Annotated in this window: 27 protein-coding genes; 16 read left to right on the plus strand and 11 right to left on the minus strand. The window is 65.3% G+C overall.

Features of this window, described 5'->3' with window-relative positions:
* Window positions 1-31: 31 nt before the first annotated feature.
* On the plus strand, window positions 32-634 hold the full coding sequence (locus tag EXE63_RS29160) for an LGFP repeat-containing protein (RefSeq protein ID WP_168144829.1): 603 nt from the start codon (window positions 32-34) through the stop codon (window positions 632-634).
* A 31-nt stretch (window positions 635-665) separates the two neighbouring features.
* On the opposite strand, the gene EXE63_RS29165 is transcribed toward EXE63_RS29160, so the two are convergent.
* Complete coding sequence (locus EXE63_RS29165; RefSeq protein ID WP_210000929.1) at window positions 666-2,351, minus strand: GMC family oxidoreductase; 1,686 nt, start codon at window positions 2,349-2,351, stop codon at window positions 666-668.
* 144 nt (window positions 2,352-2,495) lie between these two features.
* Between EXE63_RS29165 and EXE63_RS29170 the strand changes: the two genes are divergently transcribed.
* Both EXE63_RS29170 and EXE63_RS29175 read left to right on the plus strand, forming a co-directional pair.
* On the plus strand, window positions 2,496-2,900 hold the full coding sequence (locus EXE63_RS29170) for a nuclear transport factor 2 family protein (protein ID WP_168144831.1): 405 nt from the start codon (window positions 2,496-2,498) through the stop codon (window positions 2,898-2,900).
* A 20-nt stretch (window positions 2,901-2,920) separates the two neighbouring features.
* Window positions 2,921-3,613: a helix-turn-helix transcriptional regulator gene (locus tag EXE63_RS29175; protein WP_168144832.1), complete on the plus strand. Its 693-nt coding sequence runs from the start codon at window positions 2,921-2,923 to the stop codon at window positions 3,611-3,613.
* A gap of 83 nt (window positions 3,614-3,696) precedes the next feature.
* Here the strand turns inward: EXE63_RS29175 and EXE63_RS29180 are convergent, their stop codons facing one another.
* Both EXE63_RS29180 and EXE63_RS29185 read right to left on the minus strand, forming a co-directional pair.
* Window positions 3,697-4,110 (minus strand): nuclear transport factor 2 family protein, encoded by a 414-nt coding sequence (locus tag EXE63_RS29180; RefSeq protein WP_168144833.1) that lies wholly within the window; start codon window positions 4,108-4,110, stop codon window positions 3,697-3,699.
* A gap of 91 nt (window positions 4,111-4,201) precedes the next feature.
* Window positions 4,202-5,149: a helix-turn-helix transcriptional regulator gene (locus EXE63_RS29185; protein ID WP_210000100.1), complete on the minus strand. Its 948-nt coding sequence runs from the start codon at window positions 5,147-5,149 to the stop codon at window positions 4,202-4,204.
* A 63-nt stretch (window positions 5,150-5,212) separates the two neighbouring features.
* Here EXE63_RS29185 and EXE63_RS29190 point away from each other — a divergent pair, with 63 nt between their 5' ends.
* Complete coding sequence (locus EXE63_RS29190) at window positions 5,213-5,860, plus strand: TIGR03086 family metal-binding protein (RefSeq protein WP_234904313.1); 648 nt, start codon at window positions 5,213-5,215, stop codon at window positions 5,858-5,860.
* Between the two features lie 129 nt (window positions 5,861-5,989).
* On the opposite strand, the gene EXE63_RS29195 is transcribed toward EXE63_RS29190, so the two are convergent.
* Entirely contained in the window at window positions 5,990-6,226 is a 237-nt protein-coding gene (locus EXE63_RS29195; protein WP_168144835.1) for a hypothetical protein, read from the minus strand.
* Window positions 6,227-6,452: 226 nt separating this feature from the next.
* On the opposite strand from EXE63_RS29195, the gene EXE63_RS29200 reads away from it, so the two are divergent.
* Window positions 6,453-6,701: a DUF3297 family protein gene (locus EXE63_RS29200; protein WP_168144836.1), complete on the plus strand. Its 249-nt coding sequence runs from the start codon at window positions 6,453-6,455 to the stop codon at window positions 6,699-6,701.
* 48 nt (window positions 6,702-6,749) lie between these two features.
* On the opposite strand, the gene EXE63_RS29205 is transcribed toward EXE63_RS29200, so the two are convergent.
* Window positions 6,750-6,959: a hypothetical protein gene (locus EXE63_RS29205; RefSeq protein WP_168144837.1), complete on the minus strand. Its 210-nt coding sequence runs from the start codon at window positions 6,957-6,959 to the stop codon at window positions 6,750-6,752.
* Between the two features lie 212 nt (window positions 6,960-7,171).
* Between EXE63_RS29205 and EXE63_RS33160 the strand changes: the two genes are divergently transcribed.
* From EXE63_RS33160 to EXE63_RS29230, 5 genes are all read left to right on the plus strand, one after another.
* Window positions 7,172-7,633: an aldo/keto reductase gene (locus EXE63_RS33160; protein ID WP_234904314.1), complete on the plus strand. Its 462-nt coding sequence runs from the start codon at window positions 7,172-7,174 to the stop codon at window positions 7,631-7,633.
* A gap of 374 nt (window positions 7,634-8,007) precedes the next feature.
* Window positions 8,008-8,244, plus strand: a complete 237-nt coding sequence (locus EXE63_RS29215; RefSeq protein ID WP_105365888.1) for a YlcI/YnfO family protein — start codon at window positions 8,008-8,010, stop codon at window positions 8,242-8,244.
* Window positions 8,241-8,540 (plus strand): type II toxin-antitoxin system PemK/MazF family toxin, encoded by a 300-nt coding sequence (locus tag EXE63_RS29220; RefSeq protein ID WP_168144838.1) that lies wholly within the window; start codon window positions 8,241-8,243, stop codon window positions 8,538-8,540. Before EXE63_RS29215 ends, EXE63_RS29220 begins: the two co-directional genes overlap by 4 nt.
* 310 nt (window positions 8,541-8,850) lie before the next feature.
* On the plus strand, window positions 8,851-9,624 hold the full coding sequence (locus EXE63_RS29225; RefSeq protein WP_023985811.1) for an HAD-IIA family hydrolase: 774 nt from the start codon (window positions 8,851-8,853) through the stop codon (window positions 9,622-9,624).
* 485 nt (window positions 9,625-10,109) lie between these two features.
* Window positions 10,110-11,057, plus strand: coding sequence for a GlxA family transcriptional regulator (locus EXE63_RS29230; protein WP_168144839.1), 948 nt, complete (start codon window positions 10,110-10,112; stop codon window positions 11,055-11,057).
* Window positions 11,058-11,060: 3 nt separating this feature from the next.
* Here the strand turns inward: EXE63_RS29230 and EXE63_RS29235 are convergent, their stop codons facing one another.
* Window positions 11,061-12,068 carry a zinc-dependent alcohol dehydrogenase family protein gene (locus EXE63_RS29235; RefSeq protein WP_168144840.1) on the minus strand — a complete coding sequence of 336 codons (1,008 nt, stop codon included), beginning with the start codon at window positions 12,066-12,068 and terminating at the stop codon, window positions 11,061-11,063.
* Between the two features lie 210 nt (window positions 12,069-12,278).
* Between EXE63_RS29235 and EXE63_RS29240 the strand changes: the two genes are divergently transcribed.
* From EXE63_RS29240 to EXE63_RS29265, 6 genes are all read left to right on the plus strand, one after another.
* A complete protein-coding gene (locus tag EXE63_RS29240) occupies window positions 12,279-13,901 on the plus strand; it encodes an alkaline phosphatase D family protein (RefSeq protein WP_436277729.1) in 1,623 nt (540 codons plus the stop codon).
* A 169-nt stretch (window positions 13,902-14,070) separates the two neighbouring features.
* Entirely contained in the window at window positions 14,071-14,775 is a 705-nt protein-coding gene (locus EXE63_RS29245; RefSeq protein WP_234904667.1) for a cutinase family protein, read from the plus strand.
* Between the two features lie 170 nt (window positions 14,776-14,945).
* Window positions 14,946-15,980 (plus strand): nitronate monooxygenase, encoded by a 1,035-nt coding sequence (locus EXE63_RS29250; protein WP_168144841.1) that lies wholly within the window; start codon window positions 14,946-14,948, stop codon window positions 15,978-15,980.
* Window positions 15,981-16,027: 47 nt separating this feature from the next.
* Entirely contained in the window at window positions 16,028-16,390 is a 363-nt protein-coding gene (locus EXE63_RS29255) for a GatB/YqeY domain-containing protein (protein WP_234904668.1), read from the plus strand.
* Window positions 16,391-16,416: 26 nt separating this feature from the next.
* A complete protein-coding gene (locus EXE63_RS29260) occupies window positions 16,417-17,766 on the plus strand; it encodes a cryptochrome/photolyase family protein (RefSeq protein WP_168144842.1) in 1,350 nt (449 codons plus the stop codon).
* A gap of 26 nt (window positions 17,767-17,792) precedes the next feature.
* Entirely contained in the window at window positions 17,793-18,248 is a 456-nt protein-coding gene (locus EXE63_RS29265; RefSeq protein WP_168144843.1) for an SRPBCC family protein, read from the plus strand.
* On the opposite strand, the gene EXE63_RS29270 is transcribed toward EXE63_RS29265, so the two are convergent.
* Genes EXE63_RS29270 through EXE63_RS29285 form a run of 5 tightly spaced genes read right to left on the minus strand, consistent with a single transcriptional unit; the run spans window position 18,245 to window position 22,601 of the window.
* Window positions 18,245-19,444: a cytochrome P450 gene (locus EXE63_RS29270; protein WP_168144844.1), complete on the minus strand. Its 1,200-nt coding sequence runs from the start codon at window positions 19,442-19,444 to the stop codon at window positions 18,245-18,247. The two genes, EXE63_RS29265 and EXE63_RS29270, sit on opposite strands and share 4 nt — an antisense overlap.
* Window positions 19,445-19,475: 31 nt before the next feature.
* Window positions 19,476-20,264 (minus strand): spirocyclase AveC family protein, encoded by a 789-nt coding sequence (locus EXE63_RS29275; protein WP_168144845.1) that lies wholly within the window; start codon window positions 20,262-20,264, stop codon window positions 19,476-19,478.
* Complete coding sequence (locus EXE63_RS33335; protein WP_272955797.1) at window positions 20,261-20,392, minus strand: hypothetical protein; 132 nt, start codon at window positions 20,390-20,392, stop codon at window positions 20,261-20,263. Before EXE63_RS33335 ends, EXE63_RS29275 begins: the two co-directional genes overlap by 4 nt.
* 44 nt (window positions 20,393-20,436) lie before the next feature.
* Entirely contained in the window at window positions 20,437-21,315 is an 879-nt protein-coding gene (locus tag EXE63_RS29280) for a mycofactocin-coupled SDR family oxidoreductase (RefSeq protein ID WP_168144846.1), read from the minus strand.
* Between the two features lie 17 nt (window positions 21,316-21,332).
* Window positions 21,333-22,601 (minus strand): cytochrome P450, encoded by a 1,269-nt coding sequence (locus tag EXE63_RS29285; RefSeq protein ID WP_168144847.1) that lies wholly within the window; start codon window positions 22,599-22,601, stop codon window positions 21,333-21,335.
* Window positions 22,602-22,730 lie beyond the last annotated feature (129 nt).

Genomic DNA, 22,730 nt, shown 5'->3' on the forward strand with positions numbered 1-22,730 from the left:
CCACTCCAGAGCAAGACGCGAGAGTGAGCCAATGAGGACAACCGAATACCGCTACACAGCAGTCGTCGGCATGGCTGTCGTCGCACTGATCACCGTGGGCTGCAGCAATGGTGAGACCGTCGACACGTCGGTGCCGCCGCAGGTCGGGTTGATCGCCACCTCCGAGACGGAGGCCCCGCCCGCCGAAGTGAAGCTCATCGGGGAGAGAGACGTCGAGGTGACGCTGACCGGTCCGATTGCGGCCAAATATGCGTCGGCATCCGAATACCAGCGGCAGGCTCTCGGCAAGCCGCTGACGGGTGACCGCAATGCGGGGGCACGCGAGAGCGGTGTGTTGTTCCAGCAGTTCCAGGGCGGCGTGATCACGGCCAAGAATGGCGACGCCGGCACGCCTGGTTACATCACCTGGGGCAAGATCCGGGAGGCCTGGAATGTCCCGCGGGACCCAGCGGGCGTACCGGTGGTCACCGGCGAGAACGGCTCAGTGGGTCCCCTGGGCGCGCCCACCAGTGACGAGGATACCGTCGGCGATCTACTCGTGACGACCTTCGAACACGGCAAGGTCGAGTACGACGCGGAGATGGACCAGGTCGCGGTAACGGTCAACGGCAAGGTCGTACCGTCCGGTCTCTGATGGACACGGCCTTCGGCGAAAGTCGACGGGCTCATGCCAGGATCGCCCGGGCCGCGCGTTCGGCAATCAACATGACCGGCGCGTTGGTGTTCCCGGATGTGATGGTCGGCATCGCCGACGCATCGACCACTCGGAGACCCGCCACGCGGTACACGCGGCAGTCGGTGTCGAGCACCGTGGCGGCCGACCGTGGCAGTCCTCGTGTGTCAAAGGCTCCCATGGTGCAGGTGCCGACGGGATGAAAGATGGTCGTTCCGAGCTCGCCGGCCGCCCGCAGGAGGTCTTCATCGCTCACCAGTTGCGGGCCGGGCAGCAGTTCTTCCGGGTGGTATCGGGCCAGGGACGGCGCCGCCATGATCTGCCGGGTCATCCTCAAGCCCCGCACGGCGGTTTCGCGATCGGCGTCGGTGGACAGGTAGTTGCAGGAGATCTTCGGGTAAGTCAGCGGATCTGCGTCGGCGATGCGTACGTGGCCGCGCGAGCTGGGTCGCAGATTGCACACCGAGGGCGTGATCGCTCCGAAACGGTGTAGCGGTTCGCCGAACTTTGCCAACGACAAGGGCTGTACATGCCACTCCAGATCGGGACTGGTCAGCGTGGGGTCGCTCTTGGCGAAAGCGCCCAGCGTGGAAGGCGGCATGGTCATGGGTCCGGATCGCAACATCAGGTACTGAAGTCCCATGCCTGCGCGGGTAAACCAATTGCGGTACAGGGAGTTGACGGTCCGGGCACCCCGCACCCGGTAAACCGTGCGCAGCTGCAGGTGGTCCTGGAGGTTCTCACCTACCCCTGGCAGATCGACGGCCACCGACACGTGATGCTGAGCAAGCAGCCCGGCCGGTCCCAGACCTGACGCCTGCATGAGCTGTGGCGACCCGATCGCTCCGGCGCTCAGGATCACCTCTCGCCGGGCCCGGACCTCGATGATGCGCCCGTTCTTGAGCAGCCGCACACCAGAGGCGCGGTGCGCAGCTGTGGTCCAGGCACCGCGACGCTGGCCGTCGTGGACCTGGTCGTCCATCAGCAGCTGCAACGCCTGGGTGTGGGTGTACACGGTGAGATTGGGTCGGTGGGCGACGGGATGCAGAAAAGCATCGGCCATCGACCAGCGACGGCCCCGACGTTGGTTGACGTGAAAGTACGCGCTGCCGGCGTTGTTACCGCGGTTGAACTCGGCGATCGGGGCGATGCCTTCCTGGGCCGCGGCGGCCTGCCAGGCGTCCAAGATTTTCCAGCGCACCCGCGGCCGCTCGACGGCAATCTCGCCGCCGGCGCCGTGCCATTCGTCGGCGCCACCGAAGTAGTCTTCCAACTCCTTGTAGATCGACAGCGTCTCGCCGGCCCCGCCCTGTCCACCCCACCGCCAGCGATCGTCACCGGTGGCCTGCGCCCACAGCTCGTAATCGCTGGCTTGTCCACGCATGTGGATCATGGCATTGATCGACGAGCTGCCGCCGATCACACGGCCGCGCGCGTAGTGGATGCTGCGATCGGCCAGACCGGGGTCTGCCTCGGTGGTGAAGCACCAGTCGGTGCGGGGGTTGGCGATGGTGTACAGGTAGCCCACCGGGATCTTGATCCAGAACCAGTTGTCCTTGCCGCCGGCCTCGACCAGGAGCACCCGGTGATCGGGGTTGGCGCTGAGCCGGTTGGCGAGCAGGCAGCCCGCACTGCCCGCTCCCACGATGACGAAATCGAACTCGGCAGCGGGGCTCATTTCCGGCATCGGGGGAGACTAAGGCTTTGCGGCACGTCGTTGTCGCGAAATTGGACGCATCATCGACAAGCTCACAACCTGCCTGTCGACTCGGTACCCAAACACCGACATACCGTTGTCGCAACCATGTCTGATGCTGTCGCCATGAATGAGAACCCGAACATGGTTAATACAAACCGGGCTGCTGCAGATGCGGCGCTCGCGGTGTGGTTGGAGATGTGGAACACCGACAGTCAGATCGCGCGCCGGATCTGCAGTGCTGATTTCCGGATTCATTTTCTGGTCTCCGAGACCGATGGGTCGAACCCGGGGGATGCCGTGCTGGGCGCGCAGAGCTTCGCCGGGTTCCTCGATCGGTATCGCGAGCAACATCCCGATGTGGTGTTCACCGAGATCGCACGGGCTGTGGACGGCGCGCACGGGCGGATGCTGTGGAATGTGCAGGACGGGGAACTTGCTGCGGGCGGCATCGATGTCTTCGACTTCACCGACGATGGGTTGATCCGCGAGGTGTGGTCGACGACCGGGACGCGCGCGCACCTCACCTGAGATCGAGGAGACTCGAAATCATGAGGAGAGCCGAGCGGTTGTACGCGCTGGTGGATCTGTTGCGGGGATCTCGCCGGCCGATGTCGGCCGCTCGGCTCTCGGAGGAGTTCGCAGTGTCCAAACGCACGATCGAGCGTGACATCCAGTCGCTTCAGCGTGCGGGTGTCCCGATCTATGCCGACCACGGAATGTCCGGTGGGTATTCGATCCTGCGCGAACATTCCCTGCCGCCATTGAATCTCACGGTGCCGGAGTCGCTGGCCGTGCTTGCGGGGCTGGGCTTGCTGGAGTCCTCGCCCTACGGTGCGGTGGCGCGCCGTGCGAGGGCGAAGATCCTTGCGATCAGCCGCGAAGAACAGCTTGCGACCGTCGACGAGGCCTTGGCGTCGATGTTCGTCATCGAGTCTCAGCCGCCGTCTGAGGCGGCGATCTCGCTGGTTCCCGAGGCTATCGCTGCGCGCCGAGTCGTGCGGTTGGACTACACCGCTGAGGACGGCGCAACGCGCACCACCCGTGACGTGGAGGCGATGGGTCTGCTGCGTGGAGGTGATGCGTGGGTGTTCGCGGGATGGTGTCGGCTGCGCGACGCCATCCGGGGATTTCACCTCGACCGCATCCGGCACCTGGAGATCACCGAAGAGGTGTTCGCCGAACGCGATCCTGCGGTGCTCGAGGAGGATCTGTCACGGTGGCGCACTCGGCGGCTGGGTTGACGCCACCAAACCACAAGCAGATCGACAGGCGAGACGCGTTGGACTGCAGTGACAATGCGTCCACCTGGAGTCGTTCACCGGTGTCACCCGGTGAACGCTCGGAACACCGAAAGACTGTCCTCGTAGATGTGGTGGCCGGTGATCAGGCCATCTACCACCGTCAGGTGCAACGCGAATGCAGCCTGATAGCTGCGGCCAGTCGGTGCCGCTGTGTTCTGGAGCTCGCCGAGCACGACGGCGTCTGCGTCGTCGACCAGCACCAAACTCACCTTGGCGGAACTCAATTGCGCGATGTGGTGTTCGGCGATGAGTCGGTAGTGCTGCTCGACGCCAGCTCGTGTGGACCGTTGTTGAATCCAGGGCACTGTGTCTGTGTAGTCGCCGGACGGCCAGGCCAGTTTCCACGAGATCTGCTCGGCATAGAGCTCAGCGATTTTCGTGTGGTCACCGACTGCGATGCGCCGTAGCAGTTCGTTGACCGTCTCTCGGGTATCCACAGATTTGAGTGTGCCCCTCGCAGGGTCGCCCGGCGATTACGTGACAGGTCATGGTCTTTGGCCAAACCTGCCGGCAAAGACGGCGCCCGACTCAGCTGTACCGCGCGACAAGCGCACCGCCGATCGAGGCGAGGTGGTCCCGCACGCCCTGCGGGCTGGTGACGTCGAGCCATTCGATGAACCCGGCAAGTTCGACAGCGAGTGAGTACTCGCTACGGCCGCGGACCACGATCGCGATCCGGCCGTCGGGCGTGGAACCTCCAACGTCGAGGCGACCCCCGAGCACCGTTCGAAGCAGGCCGAGCCCGTCGGGAGCGCACAGGGCCTGAACCTCAAGGGGAGTGCGCCTTCGGTCGACCTCGTCGGCGATCTCGCGCCAGCTCTCGGCAAGGTCGAATCCCTCGGGCCGTTGGACGGGAACGTCGGTCAACTCGACCGACGAGACACGGTCTATCCGAAAGGTCCGTTGGCCGTCCGCTGTATGGGCGACCAGGTACCACGTCGAGCTCTTGGCGACGATGCCCAAGGGGTGGACATTCCGCTCGGTCTCGGAGCCCTTGCGGTCGACGTAGCCGAGCCGCACCTGGACGCCGAGGATCACCGCCTCCTGAAGTTCGTCGAGAAACCGGGGTGGTCGGCGCTCGAGCCGGCTGGATCCCCAGTGTCGTGGGTCCACGACGACTGATGTCGCCGCTCTCGCGGCCTGCTCCCGGAAGGGCTCAGGAAGCGCGCGTACGAGCTTGCGCAGAGCGGCCTTCGCGCCCGGGGTTGCCGTCGAAGCGGCCCCGGCAACCAGAAAGAGGGCGCGAGCCTCGCCCGCGGTCAGGCCGGAAAGGTCGGTGCGAGCGCCGCCCAACAGACGCCACCCACCCCCTCGGCCTTGCATGGAGTACACCGGCACCCCGGCGACGCTCAACGCTTCGAGGTCACGGCGGGCGGTGCGCTCGGACACCTCCAGCTCCAGGGCGACCTCCTGCGCGGTGACCTGCTCGCGCTGCTGAAGCAGCAGGAGGATGGCTATCAGCCGGTCGGCGCGCACCCAACCACACTCCCACATCAAACAGGCCATCAGATGACCGGTTTGAGTCGGCACAATGCCGTCATGACCACACAGACCAGTGTCACCACAGACCGCCCCCACGATCCCAGGCCAATGCTCGACCGCGCCATCGATACCGTCGGGGTCGTCGTTGCCGGCGTCCGGTCAGGGCAGCTCAGGAACCCGACACCGTGCCCAGGCATGGACGTGCGAGCACTGCTCGCCCACCTCATCGGCGTGCTGAACCGAGTTGCCGCGCTCGGAAACGGCGAAGATCCCTTCGCAGTCACCGATACCGCAATCGCCGACGACCGCTGGCCCGACGCGTGGCGGGAGTCGGGGAGGCGCGCCGCGGATGCCTGGAGCGACGACACCGTGCTCGAACGACCCATGGCGCTGCCGTGGATCCAAGGAAGCGGCGCGCAGGTACTGGCGTCATACTTCTCCGAGCTGACCGTCCACACGTGGGACCTTGCGACAGCGACCGGTCAGCAGCCCGACTGGGACGTCACGGTCGTCACCGCGGCGCTCGAAGCGGCCCGCCAGATGCTCCCGGCCGAGAACCGCCGAGCGCTCTATGCGGAGATCTCGGCCGCGAGGGGACTCGACGAGGTCGGCATCCCGTTCGCCGAGGCCGTCCCGATCCCCGACGACGCTCCCGCCATCGACCGCCTCGTCGCCTGGAACGGTCGGGATCCGCGCGGCCGATAGTGACGAGCCAGTCCAGGCCTCTCCCTGTCGACGAAAACGACTGCGGCGGAATGGAAACAGCGACCTCTACCGGCAATCCGCCAGAGTTGATGCCGGCGTATTCCTCGCCGCCCCGGGCAGTGAAACGGTCTAGAGTTGTCCCAGAGGTCGGCAGACATTGGACAGGGCGTTCCAGTACTGACCGGGCGCACAGTTCTCCGCCGGACGTGGGGTCTGGCAGGTGTTGGTGATCGGATCCCAGAATTGTCCGTTGACGCAGTTCGGGGGCTCAGCCGAACCGATTCCGGCGCCGAACAGCGACCCCGCAGCAATGGGAGCGGCCGCAAGGATGGCGATGGCCGAACGGCGCAAAAGATGATTTCGCATACGCGTATCTTGCCCGACGATCTGAATTTCCAAACGCTGTCGGTGCCCACCGGCAGCGGTGGGAGCAGGCTCTGATTGTTGGCAACGGTCGACTCGGCCTCGGACCCCGCCGCCGCGGCCGGACGCCTTCGTTCCCTAGGTAGTACACGCAACGCGTGCTGCAGGGTCGCGTAGATTCTTCGAGAACAATCCCGAGCACCTGCCGCACCATTCGACGAAGGCCATCATGTCCGAGGACCAGAACGCAGACGTTCCACCGAATCACCTCTCGATCGACCCGCGCAGCCCCTTCTATAGCGAAGAGGTGCTTCGCCGCGAAGTGGGTATTCGCTTCAACGGCGTCGAGAAAACCAACGTTCACGAATACAACGTGGCCGAAGGCTGGGTGCGTGTCGAGGTCCCTACGGCGAAGGATCGCCGCGGAAATCCTATGGTCGTCAAGCTCAGCGGCACGGTCGAACCGTATTTCCGCTGAGCAAGACAGCGGACGCCGCGCGCGTCGGGCCCGGCGCGTGGTGACGGTTCACGCGACGCTGCTCATGATCGCGATAACCAGCCCGCCCAGGGTGAGTGCGCCGACCATCACCGCGGCCGCGATCGCCCGTCCCCGGCGATGTCGGCGCGCGTCGTAGATACCCACCGCGATGCCGGCGAGGATCAACGCTGCATAGGCCGACAGTCCCAACGTCAACGCCGCCGTTGACGCGGCGCTGGACAGGGTCACGGTGTGCACGCCGTGAGCCTACGGCGCGAGCGCATCGCTGCGTCGGCGAGTTCGGACCGGTACCCGCGGAGGGGGGAGTTGCCTCATGGCGATCTGGCGGGCCTACACCCGGCCGGGGCGGTTGTCGCGCGGCCGCCTCGTCAATTGGTAAAGGCTGTGCCCACGAAGGACGATATTCGTCGCCTGGCTTCCTTCGACTCTGGAGCGGGCAAAAGGATGGGGTGGATCCCAAAGTGCCGCTGGCCGACCAGATTGGTGAGCTCAAGGCGCTCCAGGATGAGGGCAAGATCCGCGAGATCGGAATGCCGCAATGCACTGTGGCGCAGCTCGACGAGGCGCGGCAGATCGCCAATATCGTCAGTGTCCAAAGTCGGTTCAACGTCATCGACCGGAGCGCCAACGACGTTCTGGAGGTGTGCGAACGCGATGGGCTCGCGTTCATTCCATGGGCGCCCGTGGCACAGGGCGGGCTCGCCGCCGCCCATCAAGCGCTCGCCGACATCGCCCGGGTGCACCAGTGCACTGAGGGCCAGGTGGCGATCGCGTGGTTGTTGCATCTGTCACCGGCGATGCTCCCCATCCCTGGCACATCGCGCCGCACGCATCTGGAAGAGAATATGGCTGCCGCTGAAGTGCAGTTGACACCGGAACAGATCGACGAGCTCAGCGCCGCTGCCAGTTGATCGAGCATGCCCAGTGGTACTGCGCCTGAGGCGATTTCAACCGAGGAACTCCACCGGGCCGGCGCAGCCAAAACCGAATGGGGGATTGCTTTTAGCGCGCCTTGGAGGATGTCGTCGTCAGGGTCGGGGTGTTTTCAGGCCCGCGAACAGATGAATCATCTGTTGCATCATCAATTCCAAGTCTCGCCAGATGCAATATGCAGTGCTTTGCAGGTAACCCTGCATATTCGATGCGTCCATAATCGCTCCGTGTCCGCCCCGCAGGAAGCGGCAGGGGGAGTGCATTACCGGCTCGATGCCGGAGCTGCGTCCGTCTCCTACCGCCTCGGCAATCAGCGGTAGCGTTTCGCATCCCACATCGGTACCATCTCGCTATGAGCAAGCAGATCGCCGTTCGGCTTCCGGACGACGTCGTCGATTTCATCGACAGGGAAGTGGACCAGCGGCACGTCGAGAGCCGCGCGTCATTTGTACTCAAAGCGCTCGAACGCGAGCGTCGCCGGCTGATCGCTGCCCGCGACGCGGCGATTCTCGCCGAGCGCACCACCGCGGACGATGACTTCGACGAGCTCGCTGCTCACACCTCCACCTTCGAATTGGATATCGATTGAGGCCAATTCACGTTGCCCAGCTAGATAAGGCTCGGCCGGTTCTGATCCTGACTCGGGAGCTCGTGCGGCCCCACCTAACCAGGGTCACCGTGGCACCGATCACCGGAACAGTTCGCGGCCTGTCGACCGAAGTTCCAGTAGGTGTACGTAACGGGCTCGAGAGAGATTCCGTCGTCAGCGTCGACAACATTGTCACGATCCCGGTTGCGGCTCTGGGCCGTCAAATTGGGTTCTTTCTTCCTGATCAAGAGGAATCGCTGACAACGGCGATCCAGCACGCGTTCGATCTCGACTGACAAGCAAGGGCGACCGCGGTGCGGGGATTCACAATGCTTCCTCCAAGGCATCCCTTCTGGATCGAGCGGCGACGCAAGTGCGCCGGGGAAGGCTGGAGGACCTGATCTTCATAGTGGCGACGGGGTCAATGCGAGCGATGTCCGAGACGATCCGGATGCGCGTGCTCTGTTTGCTGCAGGGCCACACCGGGGTTGTCGGCGGGTAGGCGCCACTGGCGTTGCCGCTGCTGTGCGAAAACAGCGCTGATGAGGATCTTGTGACTTCTTGGACCACGTCAGACGCGGCGGCAGTACCTGCGAGACTGGACGCATGAGTACCACACCGCAGTGCTGGCTGACCGACATGGATGGCGTCTTGGTCCGGGAGGAGCACGCCCTGCCAGGGGCCGCGGAGTTCCTCCAGGCGCTCAGCGACCGGCAGCGGCCCTTCCTGGTACTCACCAACAACTCGATCTTCACGCCACGTGACCTGGCGGCCCGGTTGGCGCGGTCGGGCCTGATTGTGCCCGAGGAGTCGATCTGGACCTCGGCCCTTGCGACGGCGGCCTTCCTGCACGACCAGCTGCCGGGCGGCTCGGCCTACGTGATCGGCGAGGCCGGCCTCACCACGGCGCTGCATCACGTGGGCTACACGTTGACCGACGTCGGTCCGGACTTCGTCGTGCTGGGAGAGACGCGCACGTACTCGTTCGAGGCCATCACCAAGGCGATCCGCCTGATTCTCGGCGGGGCGCGTTTCATCGCCACCAACCCCGACGTGAGCGGTCCGTCGGCGGAGGGTCCGCTGCCTGCCACGGGCTCGGTCGCCGCGCTGATCACCAAGGCGACCGGCAGGGAGCCCTACTTCGTCGGCAAGCCGAATCCGATGATGTTCCGCAGCGCGATGAACCGCATCGATGCCCATTCGGAAGGCACCGTAATGATCGGCGATCGGATGGACACCGACGTGGTTGCGGGCATCGAGGCCGGGCTGGAGACGATCCTGGTGCTCACCGGCTCGACGACGCGCGAGGAGATCGAGCGCTATCCGTTCCGGCCCAGCCGGGTGTTCGAATCCATCGCCGACGTGATCGAACTCGTCTGACGCGACGTCCCCACGCGTCAGACGAGGGGGTCACTTTGAAGTCACTCGAAACAATGCATGGTTCACCTGGTGAACACGGCACACTCAACTTGACATAATGTAGATTATCGGCACAAATCTGAACTGGGTGGATGGGCTGAAGCTGCACATGCTGCCGTCTTGCCGTCTGTTTTCCGAACTGGACGTCGACAGTCCCCGGACAGCGTTTCCGGCTGCGCCCTGTTCGAAGCCGCGTCCGCGCCGCGGTCGCCTGACGCGTCGCTGTCCCGCCCTCGCCGCGTTGCTTCCGCCTGGATCGACGCACCGTTGCCTCGCCGGCGCGGCGCCCCCTGGATTCGATGCCGCCCATCGCCCACACTCCTCGCCGACCTGACCCTAATAACGTCACAGTGACGAAACGATGGAGTGCGCCTGGATGGCGATATTGCACACACATGCGAGGATAATGACGCATCGGCACGCGCCGACGGGATCGGAGTCGGTTCATGGAGCGACCGCATCAGGTGGTGGTCCTCGTGCTCGAGGGGGCGCTCCCCCTCGACGTCGGGATCCCGGCGGAGGTGTTCCATCCCGAGACGGGGTTCGGATACGAGGTGTCGGTCTGCGGGGTCACCGCCGGAACGGTGCCGTCCCACGGGGGCTTCGGCTACGCGGTCCCGCGGGGCCTGGACGCGCTGGCCGACGCAGACACGATCATCGTCCCGGGGTACGCACCGGCGGGTCGGCCGATACCGGTTCAGGTGCGCGACGCGCTCCGCAGCGCCGCATCCCGCGGGGCCCGTATCGCATCGATCTGCTACGGCGCCTTCGCGCTTGCGGAGGCCGGCCTGCTCGACGGCCTGCGAGCGACGACGCACTGGGACGCGGCGGAGAAGTTCGCGGCGCGATATCCGCAGATTGCGGTCGAGCCGAACGTGCTCTTCGTCGACCAGGGATCCATCCTCACCTCGGCCGGCGCCGCCGCCGGTCTGGACCTGTGCCTGCACATCGTTCGGTGCGACCTCGGCGTGAGCGCGGCGAACGAGATCGCACGAGGCCTCGTCACTGCGCCGTACCGCACCGGCGGTCAGGCCCAGTACTTGCCGAAGACCAACTCGGCGGCCCATGGTGAAACCCTCGCCGAGACGCGCGAATGGGCCATGGCGCGGCTGGACCAGCCACTCACGATCGCCGGCCTGGCCGCACACGCGCAGATGTCGCCGCGCACGTTCCTGCGCCGCTTCGCCGAAGAGACCGGCAGCACCCCACTGCAGTGGATTCTCCGGGCACGGGTCGACACCGCCCGCGAACTGCTGGAAAGCACGAAGCTGTCGGTCGACCGCATCGCGGAGCAGGTGGGCCTGGGAACCGGATCGAACCTCCGACTGCACTTCCGCCGACTCCTGGATGTGTCCCCCTCGGAGTACCGGGACACCTTCGCCGGGCGGAGCTGATACCTACGAGATGCGGGGAGGCAACGCGACAGTGTCTCCCGCCACATCGATCGCGACCTTGCCGCGCAGCGCAAACGACCGCCTGTTCTCCAGGAGCTCATGAGCCTCACCGGTCCGGGCGAGCGGAAGAGTCGCGCCGATGACCGGCTTCACGAGGCCGCGCTCGACCAGCGTGGTGAGCGCGTTCAGCTTTCCGCGGTTCTGTCGGGTGAAGACGAAGTGGTAGGCGGCGTTCTTGCCCCACGCCTCGATGAGGTTCTGCGGCTGCGCGATGTCGACGATGCTGACGACGCGTCCGGAGTCGGCGAGCGCCAGCGGGCTTCGGGTGAGCGCGTCGCCACCGATGGTGTCGAAGACGACGTCGACACCCACGCCCGAGGTCAGCTCGGACACGGCGTCGACGTAGTCCGTCGACGTGTAGTCGATGGCCGCATCCGCTCCGAGCGAACGCACGAACTCATGGTCACCGGCTTTCGCGGTGGTGATCACTCGTGCGCCGATCGCCGCCGCGACCTGGATCGCGATGGTGCCGACACCACCCGTGCCGCCATGGATGAGGATCGTCTCGCCGACGGTGAGTTGAGCTCGCGTCACCAGGGCCTCCCAGACCGTGCCGCCGACCAGGGTCAGGCTCGCCGCCTCCAGGTGACTGACGTTCTCCGGCTTCCGGCCGACGAGTTCGACATCGGCGACGTGCTGCTCGGCGTAGGAGCCGGGGCCACCGAAGATCTGGGGCGTGTAGTACACGGCATCGCCGACGCAAAACTCGGTCACGTGCGATCCGACTTCCTCGATCACGCCGGAGATGTCATGCCCGATGATCGCCGGGAGCGGCACCAGATCCACGTAGTCTCCGCGGCGGATCTGAAAGTCGAGCGGGTTGATGGCGGTGGCATGGACGCGCACCCGAACCTGACGGGGCCCGACGTGCGGCACAGATACCTCGCGCAGTTCGAAAGCATCGGGCCCTCCGAAATGGGTGAGCACAACGGCCTTCATCTGTTCGGTCATATCGGTGATCCTCATCGTGGTTCTGGGTGCGCGCCGCGGCGATGTGGGGCGGCTCCTTCCCAGTGTCGCGCACAGAATCCGCACTTTCCAGTGGCGTGAATGCCAGTATCCACAAGGATAATGACAGCTGTCGCGCGGTGCTCGTGGATGATCCCTCGGGACGGACCAAGCCTCCGCGAGGCCACCGCACCGAACACATAGGCTGGCTCGGTGAGTCTTCTGCTCGGTCCTGTGCTGCGCCACGTCGGCGAAACCACCGCGATGGTCTGGGTGCAGACCGACGAACCCGCCGAGGTGGAAGTGCTGGGATGCTCGGCGCGCACCTTTCAGGTGCAGGACCAGCATTACGCGCTCGTCTCGGTGCAGGGGTTGGCCCCGGATTCGACCACCGAATACCAGGTGCACATCGACGGCACGCAGGTCTGGCCAGAACCCGATTCCGAGTTCCCGCCGAGTGTCATCCGCACCCGTGGTCCGGCGGCGTCAGACCGGTTGCGACTGATCTTCGGTTCGTGTCGCTATCCCAAGACCGGCGACGCCAAGATCGACAGCAAGCTCGGTCTGGATGCGCTGGACTGCTACGCCGCACGGCTGACCTCGCAGCCGCACGAGCAGTGGCCGGACGTGTTGATCCTGCTCGGCGATCAGGTCTACGCCGATGAGCTGACTCCGGAGGCGCGGCAGCAGATCACCGGCCGACGCACCAACAAGAAGCGGCCACCGGACGAGGTGGTCAGCTTCGGCGAATACGTCGGCCTCTATCGGCACACCTGGGGCGACCCCGAGATCCGCTGGGTGATGTCGACGCTGCCCACCGCAATGATCTTCGACGACCACGACATCCGTGACGATTGGAACACGTCGGCGGCGTGGCGGGCAGCGGTCAACAAGAAGCCGTGGTGGCGGGACCGGATTCGCTCCGGTCTGGCCTCGTACTGGGTCTACCAGCACATCGGCAACCTGAGCCCGCAGCAACTGGAGCAGGATGAGGATTATCAGCAGATGCTGGCCACCTCCGGTGACTGCTGGCCGCTGTTGTCAGAACTCGCCGACCGCGCGGACCGGGAAGTCGACGGCGCGAAAGGCCTACGGTTCAGTTTTCGTTGGGACCTCGGGCGCAGCAGGCTCATCATGATCGACTCGCGGAATTCCCGGATTCTGGAAGACGGCAATCGCAAGATGTTGGGCGACGGCGAATTCAGCTGGGTCGAGAAGCATGTCAACGTAGGCCTGGAAGATCTCGACCATCTGATTCTGGCGTCCTCTCTGCCGTGGCTGCTGCCGCCGGCGATCGGTGACATGCAAACCGTCAACGAGTTCGCGGCCAACCGATCGGGCTTGCGCGGCGCGGTGGCCGAGAAGATCCGACAGACAGTCGATTTCGAGCACTGGCCGGCCTTCTTGACGTCATTTCTGCGGTTGAGTCAACTCATCATCGAAGCAGCCGGCAGTTCGGACCGTGGGCCGGCGACGGTCAGCGTGCTCTCCGGCGATGTGCACCACAGCTACGCAGCGCGAGCCCACTTCCCGGGCGACTCCGCCGCCCGCGTCCACCAGCTTGTCTGCTCCCCCGTCCACAACTACGTTCCGTTCTTCATCAAACCGGTGTTCAAGTTGGGCTGGTCACCGCGGGCGGCGGGGGTTGCCCGACGGTGGGCGCGGCGCCATGGCGCACCCGACCTGCCGATGTCGTGGCGCAACCTGAGCGGTCCGCTGTTCGGAAACACGATCGCCACGCTGGAGACGGCAGGCCGCACCGCGCGAGTGATTTTCGAACAACCGGCCGACGACAGCGAGCTGATAGCCGTGACAGAAATTTCGCTGACCGACTGATCGGCCCCCGCCGTAACGGCACCGCGCACTACCGCGATGACATGAGCGGCGACTCGCACGAGAGCCACTTTTACGGCAGGTGGCCAATAACGCCGCCGCCTGCCACGGGGGTCTGGCACAGTCTGCGCAGGGCTGTTTGGGGAGGATTGAATTGGTCATTGGAGTGCGAATCGTCGGTCGCCTGGTTGCGGCGACTGTCCTGGCGGCCGCGGCGCTGCCCGTCATGGTGCCGACTGCGGTTTCGCAGCCGTGCCCGGACATCGGCGTGGTGTTCGCCAGAGGCACCTCTGAGCCGCCCGGCGTAGGGGGCGTCGGTCAGCGGTTCGTCGAAGCTTTACGTGCGCAAGCCTTTCCGCGCACGGTCGGTGTACACGGTGTCAATTATCCGGCGAGCAACAACTTCACCGGCGGCCCGGCATTCCAGATGAACGTCGTCGAGGGTGTGCGCGACGAGTCCATCCATGTGCAGGGCGTGACCTCGGTGTGCCCGAGCACCCAGATGGTCCTCGGCGGGTACTCGCAGGGGGCCGTCGTGACAGCTCTGGCCACCTCCGGCGTGGTGCCCGCAGGTCTCGCGCCGGGGACTGCTCCCCCGCCGTTGCCCGCCGACGCCGTCGACAATGTCGCCGCGGTGGTCCTCTTCGGGACACCCGCGGGTTGGTCCGCGGAGAAGTACGGTACCCCGGCGATCGACGTCGGACCCGCCTACGCCGCCAAGTCCCTGGAGTTGTGCGCTCCCGGCGACACCGTCTGCTCGGGCGCATTGCCGTCGGGATCGAGCGGTCCTCATCAGCAGTACGGCGTCAACGGGATGGTCGACCAGGCGGCGGCCTTCACTGTCAGCAAGTTGGTGCGGTCGCCTGCGCCCGTGTAGCGCTCGTTGCGGTTGGCGTCGGCGTGATCCGCGGGATGCGCCCATGGGCGCCGCGCTCTGAGAGCCTGCGCCTCCCGTGAGATAGGGAACCCGTCCTATCCCGGTGGATGGGCGTGCGTTCAGAATCGTTGCAACGAGTGACGACGGAAGCCCGATCACGAGGAGCAGCCATGACCACACCGAAGAACTCCCCGCTGGCAGATCTCGGTATGAGCATTCCGCTGATCGCCGCCCCGATGGCCGGCGGTGCCACCACGCCGGCCATGGTCATCGCCGCTTCCCACGCCGGCGCGCTGGGGTTCCTGGCCGCCGGCTACAAGACTCCCCAGGCCCTGGAGTCCGAGATCGCCGCCGTACGAGCCGCGTCAATCCCGTTCGGCGTCAATATTTTTGCCCCCAACCCGGTGCCGATCACCGGGCAGGACTATCGCCGCTACGCAGATGCCCTGCGCCCCGACGCAGACCGCTTCGCGCTCACCTTGCCCGCCGACCCCATCGATGACGATGACGCTTTCGGCGCCAAGATCGACCTGTTGTCGGCGAACCCGGTACCCGTGGTGAGCTTCACCTTCGGGCTACCGAGCCACGACGTCATCACCGCCCTGCAGCGGGCCGGGACAGCCGTTGTGCAGACCGTGACGACGATGGCGGAAGCCGAACTGGCCGCCGCGGCGGGCGTGGACATGCTCGCCGTGCAGGCCAGCGCGGCCGGCGGGCATTCGGGCACGCTGACTCCGAACCGCTTGCCGGCACCGGTTCCGATCGGTGACCTGATCCGGCAGGTGACCCACGGGGTGAAGGTGCCGGTGATCGCCGCGGGTGGTCTGGCCACGCCGGAAGCGGTCGGTGCCGTCCTGGATGCCGGCGCGGTCGCGGCCGCCGTCGGGACGGTGCTGCTGCGCGCCGACGAAAGCGGCGCCTCGGCAACCCACAAGGCCGCACTCATCGACCCGTCGCGCACCGATACCGTCCTGACCCGCGCTTTCACCGGGCGGCCGGCCCGCGGTCTGCGAAACGGCTTCATCGACCGTTTCGAATCGGTTGCGCCGCTGGGCTACCCCGCGATTCACTACCTGACGAGCCCGCTTCGCAAGGCAGCCGCTGCGGCAGGCGACGCCGATCTCGTGCACCTGTGGGCCGGCACGGGTTACCGTCACGTCCGCGATGCATCGACGGCGTCGATCCTCACCTCCCTGGCCGGCTGAAAACTCCTTGCTCGCGCTGCGAGCGGTCGTACACAGTGGGTCAGGTGATGACGCATCCAGACATCCGGGCGGCGATGAGACGCGATCTCGTCGCCGCGCTCAAGGCCCGCGACACCGACACCGTCTCGGCGTTACGGACCGCGATCGCCGCGATCGACAACGCCGAGGCGGTCGACACGGCTGCGCCGGCGCCAGTCCACAACGAGGGACGGGTCGCGGGCGCCACGGCCGGACTGGGCTCCAGCGAGCTGGCGCGCCGGATCCTGTCAGTGGCGGACGGGCAGTCCGTGGTCTCGGCCCTCGTCGCGGAGTACCTCGATGAAGCCGGGCGCTATGCGGAGCTCAACCGGGATGACCTCGCCGAGGGTTTGCGCCGGCAGGCCGCGGTGCTGCGTTCCTATGTTTGCTGATCAGCCGGGCGGGCTAGTTTGGAGGCATGCCGTCCGTGTTGTGGTTCCGTCGTGACCTCCGGTTGACCGATCTCCCCTCGTTGCTGGCCGCGACCGACGGTGACGGGGACGTACTCGGCTGTTTCGTGCTCGACCCCCGCCTGGAGGCGTCCTCCGGCCCGCGCCGCATGCAGTACCTCGGTGACAGCCTGCGTCACCTGCACAACGAACTGGACGGTCGGCTGCTCGTGGTCCGTGGTCAAGCTGACAAGCGAATACCGTTGATCGCCAAAGATATCGATGCGGATGCGGTGCACATCTCCGGTGACTTCACGCCATACGGCCGACGCCGTGACGAACAGGTGCAAAAGGCGCTCGACGGCATCCCATTGGTGGCGACCGGCTCCCCCTATCTGGTGTCGCCGGGCCGGGTCCGCAAGGACGACGACAGCCCCTACAAGGTGTTCACCCCGTATTTCCGCCGGTGGCAGGAACACGGCTGGCGCGCCCCCGCTGCGTCGACCACGACGTCGGCGCGCTGGCTCGATCCCGCGGATCTGTCGCACAAGACACTGCGGCCGGTGCCGATTCCCGACCCCGGCGTGGATATGGACGTCACCGCTGGGGAAGCCGCCGCACTGGAGCAGTGGAAGAACTTCGTCGAGGACGACCTGCAGAATTACGAAGAGGACCGCAACCGTCCGGACCTCGCCCGCACCAGCCGGATGTCCGGTCCGCTGAAGTTCGGCACCATCCACCCGCGCACCCTGGCCGCCGACCTCGATGCCCGTCGGGCCGGCGACGCCGCGTACCTGCGGGAGTTGGCATTTCGCGACTTCTACGCCGACGTCCTGAACCACTGGCCGCGCAGCGTCTGGTGGAACTGGAACGCCGACTTCGACGCGATCGAAGTCGACGAGGGCTCCGATGCAGAGCAGCTGTTCGCGGCGTGGAAGGCCGGCAAAACCGGGTTCCCGATCGTCGACGCCGGCATGCGACAGCTGCGGGATACCGGTTTCATGCACAACAGGGTGCGGATGATCACCGCGTCCTTTCTCGTCAAAGACCTTCACCTGCCCTGGCAGTGGGGTGCCCGCTGGTTCCTGGAACAGCTGGTCGACGGTGACATGGCGAGCAACCAGCACGGGTGGCAGTGGTGTGCAGGCAGCGGCACCGATGCCGCGCCCTACTTCAGGGTGTTCAACCCGACCACTCAGGGGCAGAAGTTCGATCCCGCAGGCGATTACATCCGTCGCTGGGTCCCCGAACTCGTGGATGCCGACGACCCGCACCTGAAGAAGGGGCAGCGGCCGGCGGGCTACCCGGATCCGGTCGTGGATCACAGCCAGGAACGTGCCGAGGCCCTGCGCCGCTATCAGGTGATCACGGGTAAATGATCTCGTGGCACTGATACGGTCGCGGTATGCGTGATTCCGCCACCGTCGTCATCGATGTCCCGGCAATCGATGTGTGGAATGTGGTGTCCGATATCCGTAACACCGGGAAGTTCTCCCCGGAGGTCTTCGAAGCGGAGTGGCTCAACGGAGCGACCGGCCCGGCGCTCGGCGCGAAGTTCCGCGGGCACGTCAAGCGCAACGAGATCGGACCGATCTACTGGACAACCTGCCGCGTGACCGCCTGCCAGCCGGGTAAAGAGTTCGGGTTCGAGGTGCTCATCGGCGACCGCGCGGTCAACAACTGGCATTACCGGTTCGAGCCCAACGGCGCGGCATCGACGAAAGTGACCGAGTCCTTCTTCCTGCCGCTGCCGGCGCTGGTGCGACCGTTTGAGCCGCTGTACTTCCTGCGCCGCCGCCGCAACGTCAGGGACATGACCACGACGCTGAACCGCATCAAGGATTACGTCGAGCAGGGTTAGCGGGTGCGCACCGGTAATTGCGCCCACCCGCGGACACTCGAGGTATGCGCCCGTCGCGCGTTGTCGTAGTCGACATCCCAGTCGGTCCAGCGTTTGAGCACCTCCTCGAACGCCACTCGTGCCTCCAGGCGCGCGAGCGCCGAGCCTAGGCAGAAGTGGATGCCCTGGCCGAACCCGAGATGCGGTGCCTTGCGGTGGATGTCGAAACGATCAGGGTCGGGGTGCCGCGCGGGATCACGATCGGCCGAGGCGTTGATCAGCAACATGTACGAGCCCTCGGTCACGGTGTGTCCGTAGTGCTCGACATCGCGGGCGACGTAGCGGGCCTGCACCGGTGACGGCGGTTCGAAACGCAAGGTCTCCTCGACTGCTGCAGGGATCAGCGACGGGTCGGCGACCAACTCATGACGCTGATCGGGATGCTCGCCCAGCAACTGCCCCATCGCCCCGATCAGTCTCGCGGTGGTTTCGTTGCCCGCGCCGGCGATCATCGCGGTGTAGGCCAGTACCTCCCCGCGCTCGAGCTTGCGCCGGTTGCCGTCGGCTTCCTCGATCTCGGCGTTGAGCAGGTCGGTCATCAGATCGTCGGACGGGTGGGTGGCGCGCCATTCGATGTACTCGACGAACATCGCCACGGCGTCCTGGAATATCGTCGGGCTGATATCGCCATCCCGGTTCGGGGCGACGGTGATGGCGGTGTCATTGCGATCCCGAATACGCTGCTGCTCCTCTTCGGGGATGCCCAGCAGATAGCCGATGGTGCGCATCGGCATGATGGCACCCAGATCGACGACGAAGTCGAAGCGGTCGGATCCGACGATCGGATCGAGGGCCCGCGAACAGAATTCGCGCACCAGGTCTTCGACGGCCAGCATCCGCCTGGGCGTGAACACCCGCGACAAGAGCTTGCGATGCAGGTCGTGCAGCGGCGGGTCCTCGAAGAGCAGGATGCCGGGTGGCACTTCGATACCGCTGAACAGGATGTCAGCGGTGGTGCCGTGGCCCGATCGATAGGTCTGCCAGTCCGGCAGGGCCGGTGCGACATCGTCGTAGCGGCTCAGCGCGTAGAAGTTGTACTTCTCGTTGTAGTAGAGCGGCGCCTCTTCGCGCATCCGCTTCCAGATCGGATAGGGGTCGTCGTCGATGTCGTTGTCGAACGGGTCGTAGTACAGCTCTGTCGTCGGATGGACGGTCACAGCGGGTTTCCTTCCACTACCGGTGCACGAATTACCTGGGCTGGTTGGGCACACCGGGAAACAATTGCTCGGTCGGACCGGAGGTCACATAGCCAGCGAGCTTCGTTGCCAGGTGGGGGGCGAATACCGCGCCGTAGGCGAGATGCCCGGCCACGATCATGGCCGCCACCGATAGCAGGGCGGCTCCCCCGCGGGACTTCGACCGCGTGTCGGCCCACACTTCGACGACATTGCGGCCTTGCCCGTCGGTGCGCCCGAGCAGATAGGTGAACACCATCATCTGTACGGCCATGGCGATCGCGTCATAGATCGGGTATTGGTACCTGCTGCCCTCGAAAAGTGCCAAACCCGGAATGACCAAGCCGTAGTAAAAGATGCCGAACCGCGGACCGAAGAAGGCGTTGAAAAACACGGCCCAGCAGAACCCGACGAGCAACCCGACGACAAGCAGCGTCTGCGGCCTGCGCCACCCGAATCGCCGGATCGCCCAGCGCCCGAGTGCGGCACCGATCACCGCGGGCAGCACGAAGTAGGCGACATAGCCGATGGGTACCGCCGACGGCAGTCCACCGCCCCAGGTGAAGTTCATCGGCCACCAGGACGGCATGCGTGGGAGTGCGGGCGGGAACTGCGCGTACATCGCCCAGTCATACGGCGCTTCGATCCAGGAGAACGAGATGGCCGAAATGGACACCAGCAACAGCGGATGCAGGCGGCCACGCCGGTAGCTCAGGTACACGCCGTACGCCAGGAACAGCACACCCCCGATGTAGGCGAAGGACAGGCCAATGATGAGCGCCGGCGTCAGCCCGGTGCTCACCGATCACTCTCCGGCGCTGCGCCGTGCACTGCGCGAGGCCCGCGCGCCTCGGGATCGAAGTACCAGACGAGCCCGAAGATCAGGAGAATGAGTCCGAACAACGTTCCGAGCATGATGAATTGGCCCACGATACGTTCCTTCCGCAGGGCTGATGGCCAGAAAAAACATCGGTCTAACCGCCAGGCCCGTTGGGCCACTTGAGAAGTGATCCGGCATCCACCCGAATGTGCTGTCCGGTGATGTAGCGGCTCTCGTCGCTGGCCAGGAACACGCCCAGGTTGGCCATGTCCTCAGGCTCGATGTATGGGATCGGCATCGCCTGAAACAGACTGAACAGGGGTTCGGCGTCTTCCCGGGTGGCGACCTTGCCCTCGGCCTTCAGATCTGGCCGGAACACCCCGTACATGCCCTCGTTCTGTAGCAGATGGGTGTTGCAGTTCGTCGGGTGCACGGCGTTCACCCGGATCATCCTCGGCGCCAGGTGCAGACACATCTCATCGACGTATTCCATGACGATGCGCTTGCTCCAGCCGTAACCGGCTCCCCCGGGCCCCATGTCCGGGCTGGTGGTGGTGCCGCGAATCATGCCCGCGGTGGAGCCGGTGACGATGATCGATGCGCCCTCGGGAAGATGCGGAATCGCCACTGCCACCGTGTTCATCACGCCGACCAGATCGACGTCGGAGGCATCGACGAAACCCATCGGGTCGGGGTTGCCCATCGCCATCGGCAGGATGCCGGCGTTGGCGACGACGATGTCGATCTTGCCGAAGTCGGCCACCCCCGCCTCGACCGCATCACGCAGCTCGTGGCGTTCGCGCACGTCGGCGATCCGGGCCAGCACCCGCCGGCCCTGCCCCTTGATCGAGCGTTCCGTCTCGGCGAGATCCTCGGGTGTGGCCAACGGGTACGGGTTGGACGCTATGTCGCGGCAGATGTCGACGGCGATGATATCGGCGCCCTCTCGAGCCATCGCTATCGCGTGCGCCCGCCCCTGCCCGCGTGCGGCGCCGGTGATGAAAGCGACCTTGCCGTCCAGCTTTCCGGGCATGTTCTGTGATCCTCTCGTCAGCCGGCGGGCGCAAAGGTGATGTGTAGCTCGCTGAGTCCACGCATGATGAAGGTCGGCTCGTATCCATAGCGTCGGTCCTCGGCGGGCCCGTGATGATCCTCGGAGATCGTGATGTCGTGCATCCGGTCCAGGATGCGTTCGAGCGAGATGCGGCCCTCCGCTCGGGCCAGCGGGGCTCCCGGGCAGGAATGCGCGCCGCGGATGAAGGCGATCTGCTCGCGCGCGTTCGGGCGATCGGTCTGGAATTCATCGGGTTGCTGAAATTTTCGCGGGTCCCGGTTGCACGCACCCGGTAACACCATCACCGTCGTTCCCGCCGAGATCTTGACCTCGCCGATCGTCGTGGACCTGCTCGCCATCCGAAAGTGGGATTTGACCGGGCTTTCCAGCCGTAGGGTTTCCTCCAGAAAGGCGGGAATCTTGCTCCGGTCGTCACGCAGCAGCTTCTCGAAGCCGGGGTTGTCCCCGATGAACCGCACCGCCGAACTCACCAGCTTCGTCGTGGTTTCGGTGCCGGCGGCGAACAGGAACGTCGACAGGTTCATCACATCCTCGATGTCAGGTGTCGAACCGTCCTCGTGCTTGGCCTGCGCGAGTTCGGTCAGGACATCGTCGCGAGGTAGTCGTCGGCGATCCTCGATGTAGCCGAAGAACTTCTCATTGAGCCATTGCAGTGGATTGTGTGTGGTCGGGGCTTCCTTGCCGAGTTCGCCGACGGTCTCCAGCGCAAAGACCGCCTTGAACTCCTCATGGTCCTGCTCGGGCACTCCCAGCAGATCGGCGATGACCAGTAACGAGAACGGCTTTGCGTAATCGGCCAGGAACTCCGCACTCCCCCGGGCCAGAAAGGTGTCGAGCTGCCGGTCCGCGAGCCGCCACATGAAATCCTCGTTTTCCTTGAGGCGTTTCGGAGTGATCAGCTTGCTCAACAAACCGCGCGTGCGGGTGTGCAACGGCGCGTCCTGAGAGGTGATGTGTTCGGCCATCGGCACCTGGCCACGGTGTTGCTCGATGAGATCGCTGACGTCGTCACTCTCACCGGGGCCGAACGGCAGGCCGGAGAACGGTCCGGCCACCGAGTTGCAGGAGGAGAACGCCGGGTTCTTGTACACCGCGAGCGCTTCGTCGTAACCGGTGATCGCGACGACGTTGAACGGCGTCGCCTCGGTCACCGGGCACTTGGCGCGCAGATGGTCGAAGTACGGATAGGGGTCCGAAACCAGCGATTCGTCGGCGAAGTAGTCCACCGTGTCGAAGTCGGTCACCGCGCGCTCCTGAACGATCCTGTGGCCACAGCCGTAAAACCTAACGTTTGTTACAGCTCACCCTAATACTTGTTCCACATCGCGGTCAACGAGTGACTTGACAACGTTTTTTGGTGCTGACTGCGCGTA

This window comes from Mycolicibacterium frederiksbergense, from assembly GCF_012223425.1.
GTDB lineage: Bacteria > Actinomycetota > Actinomycetes > Mycobacteriales > Mycobacteriaceae > Mycobacterium > Mycobacterium frederiksbergense.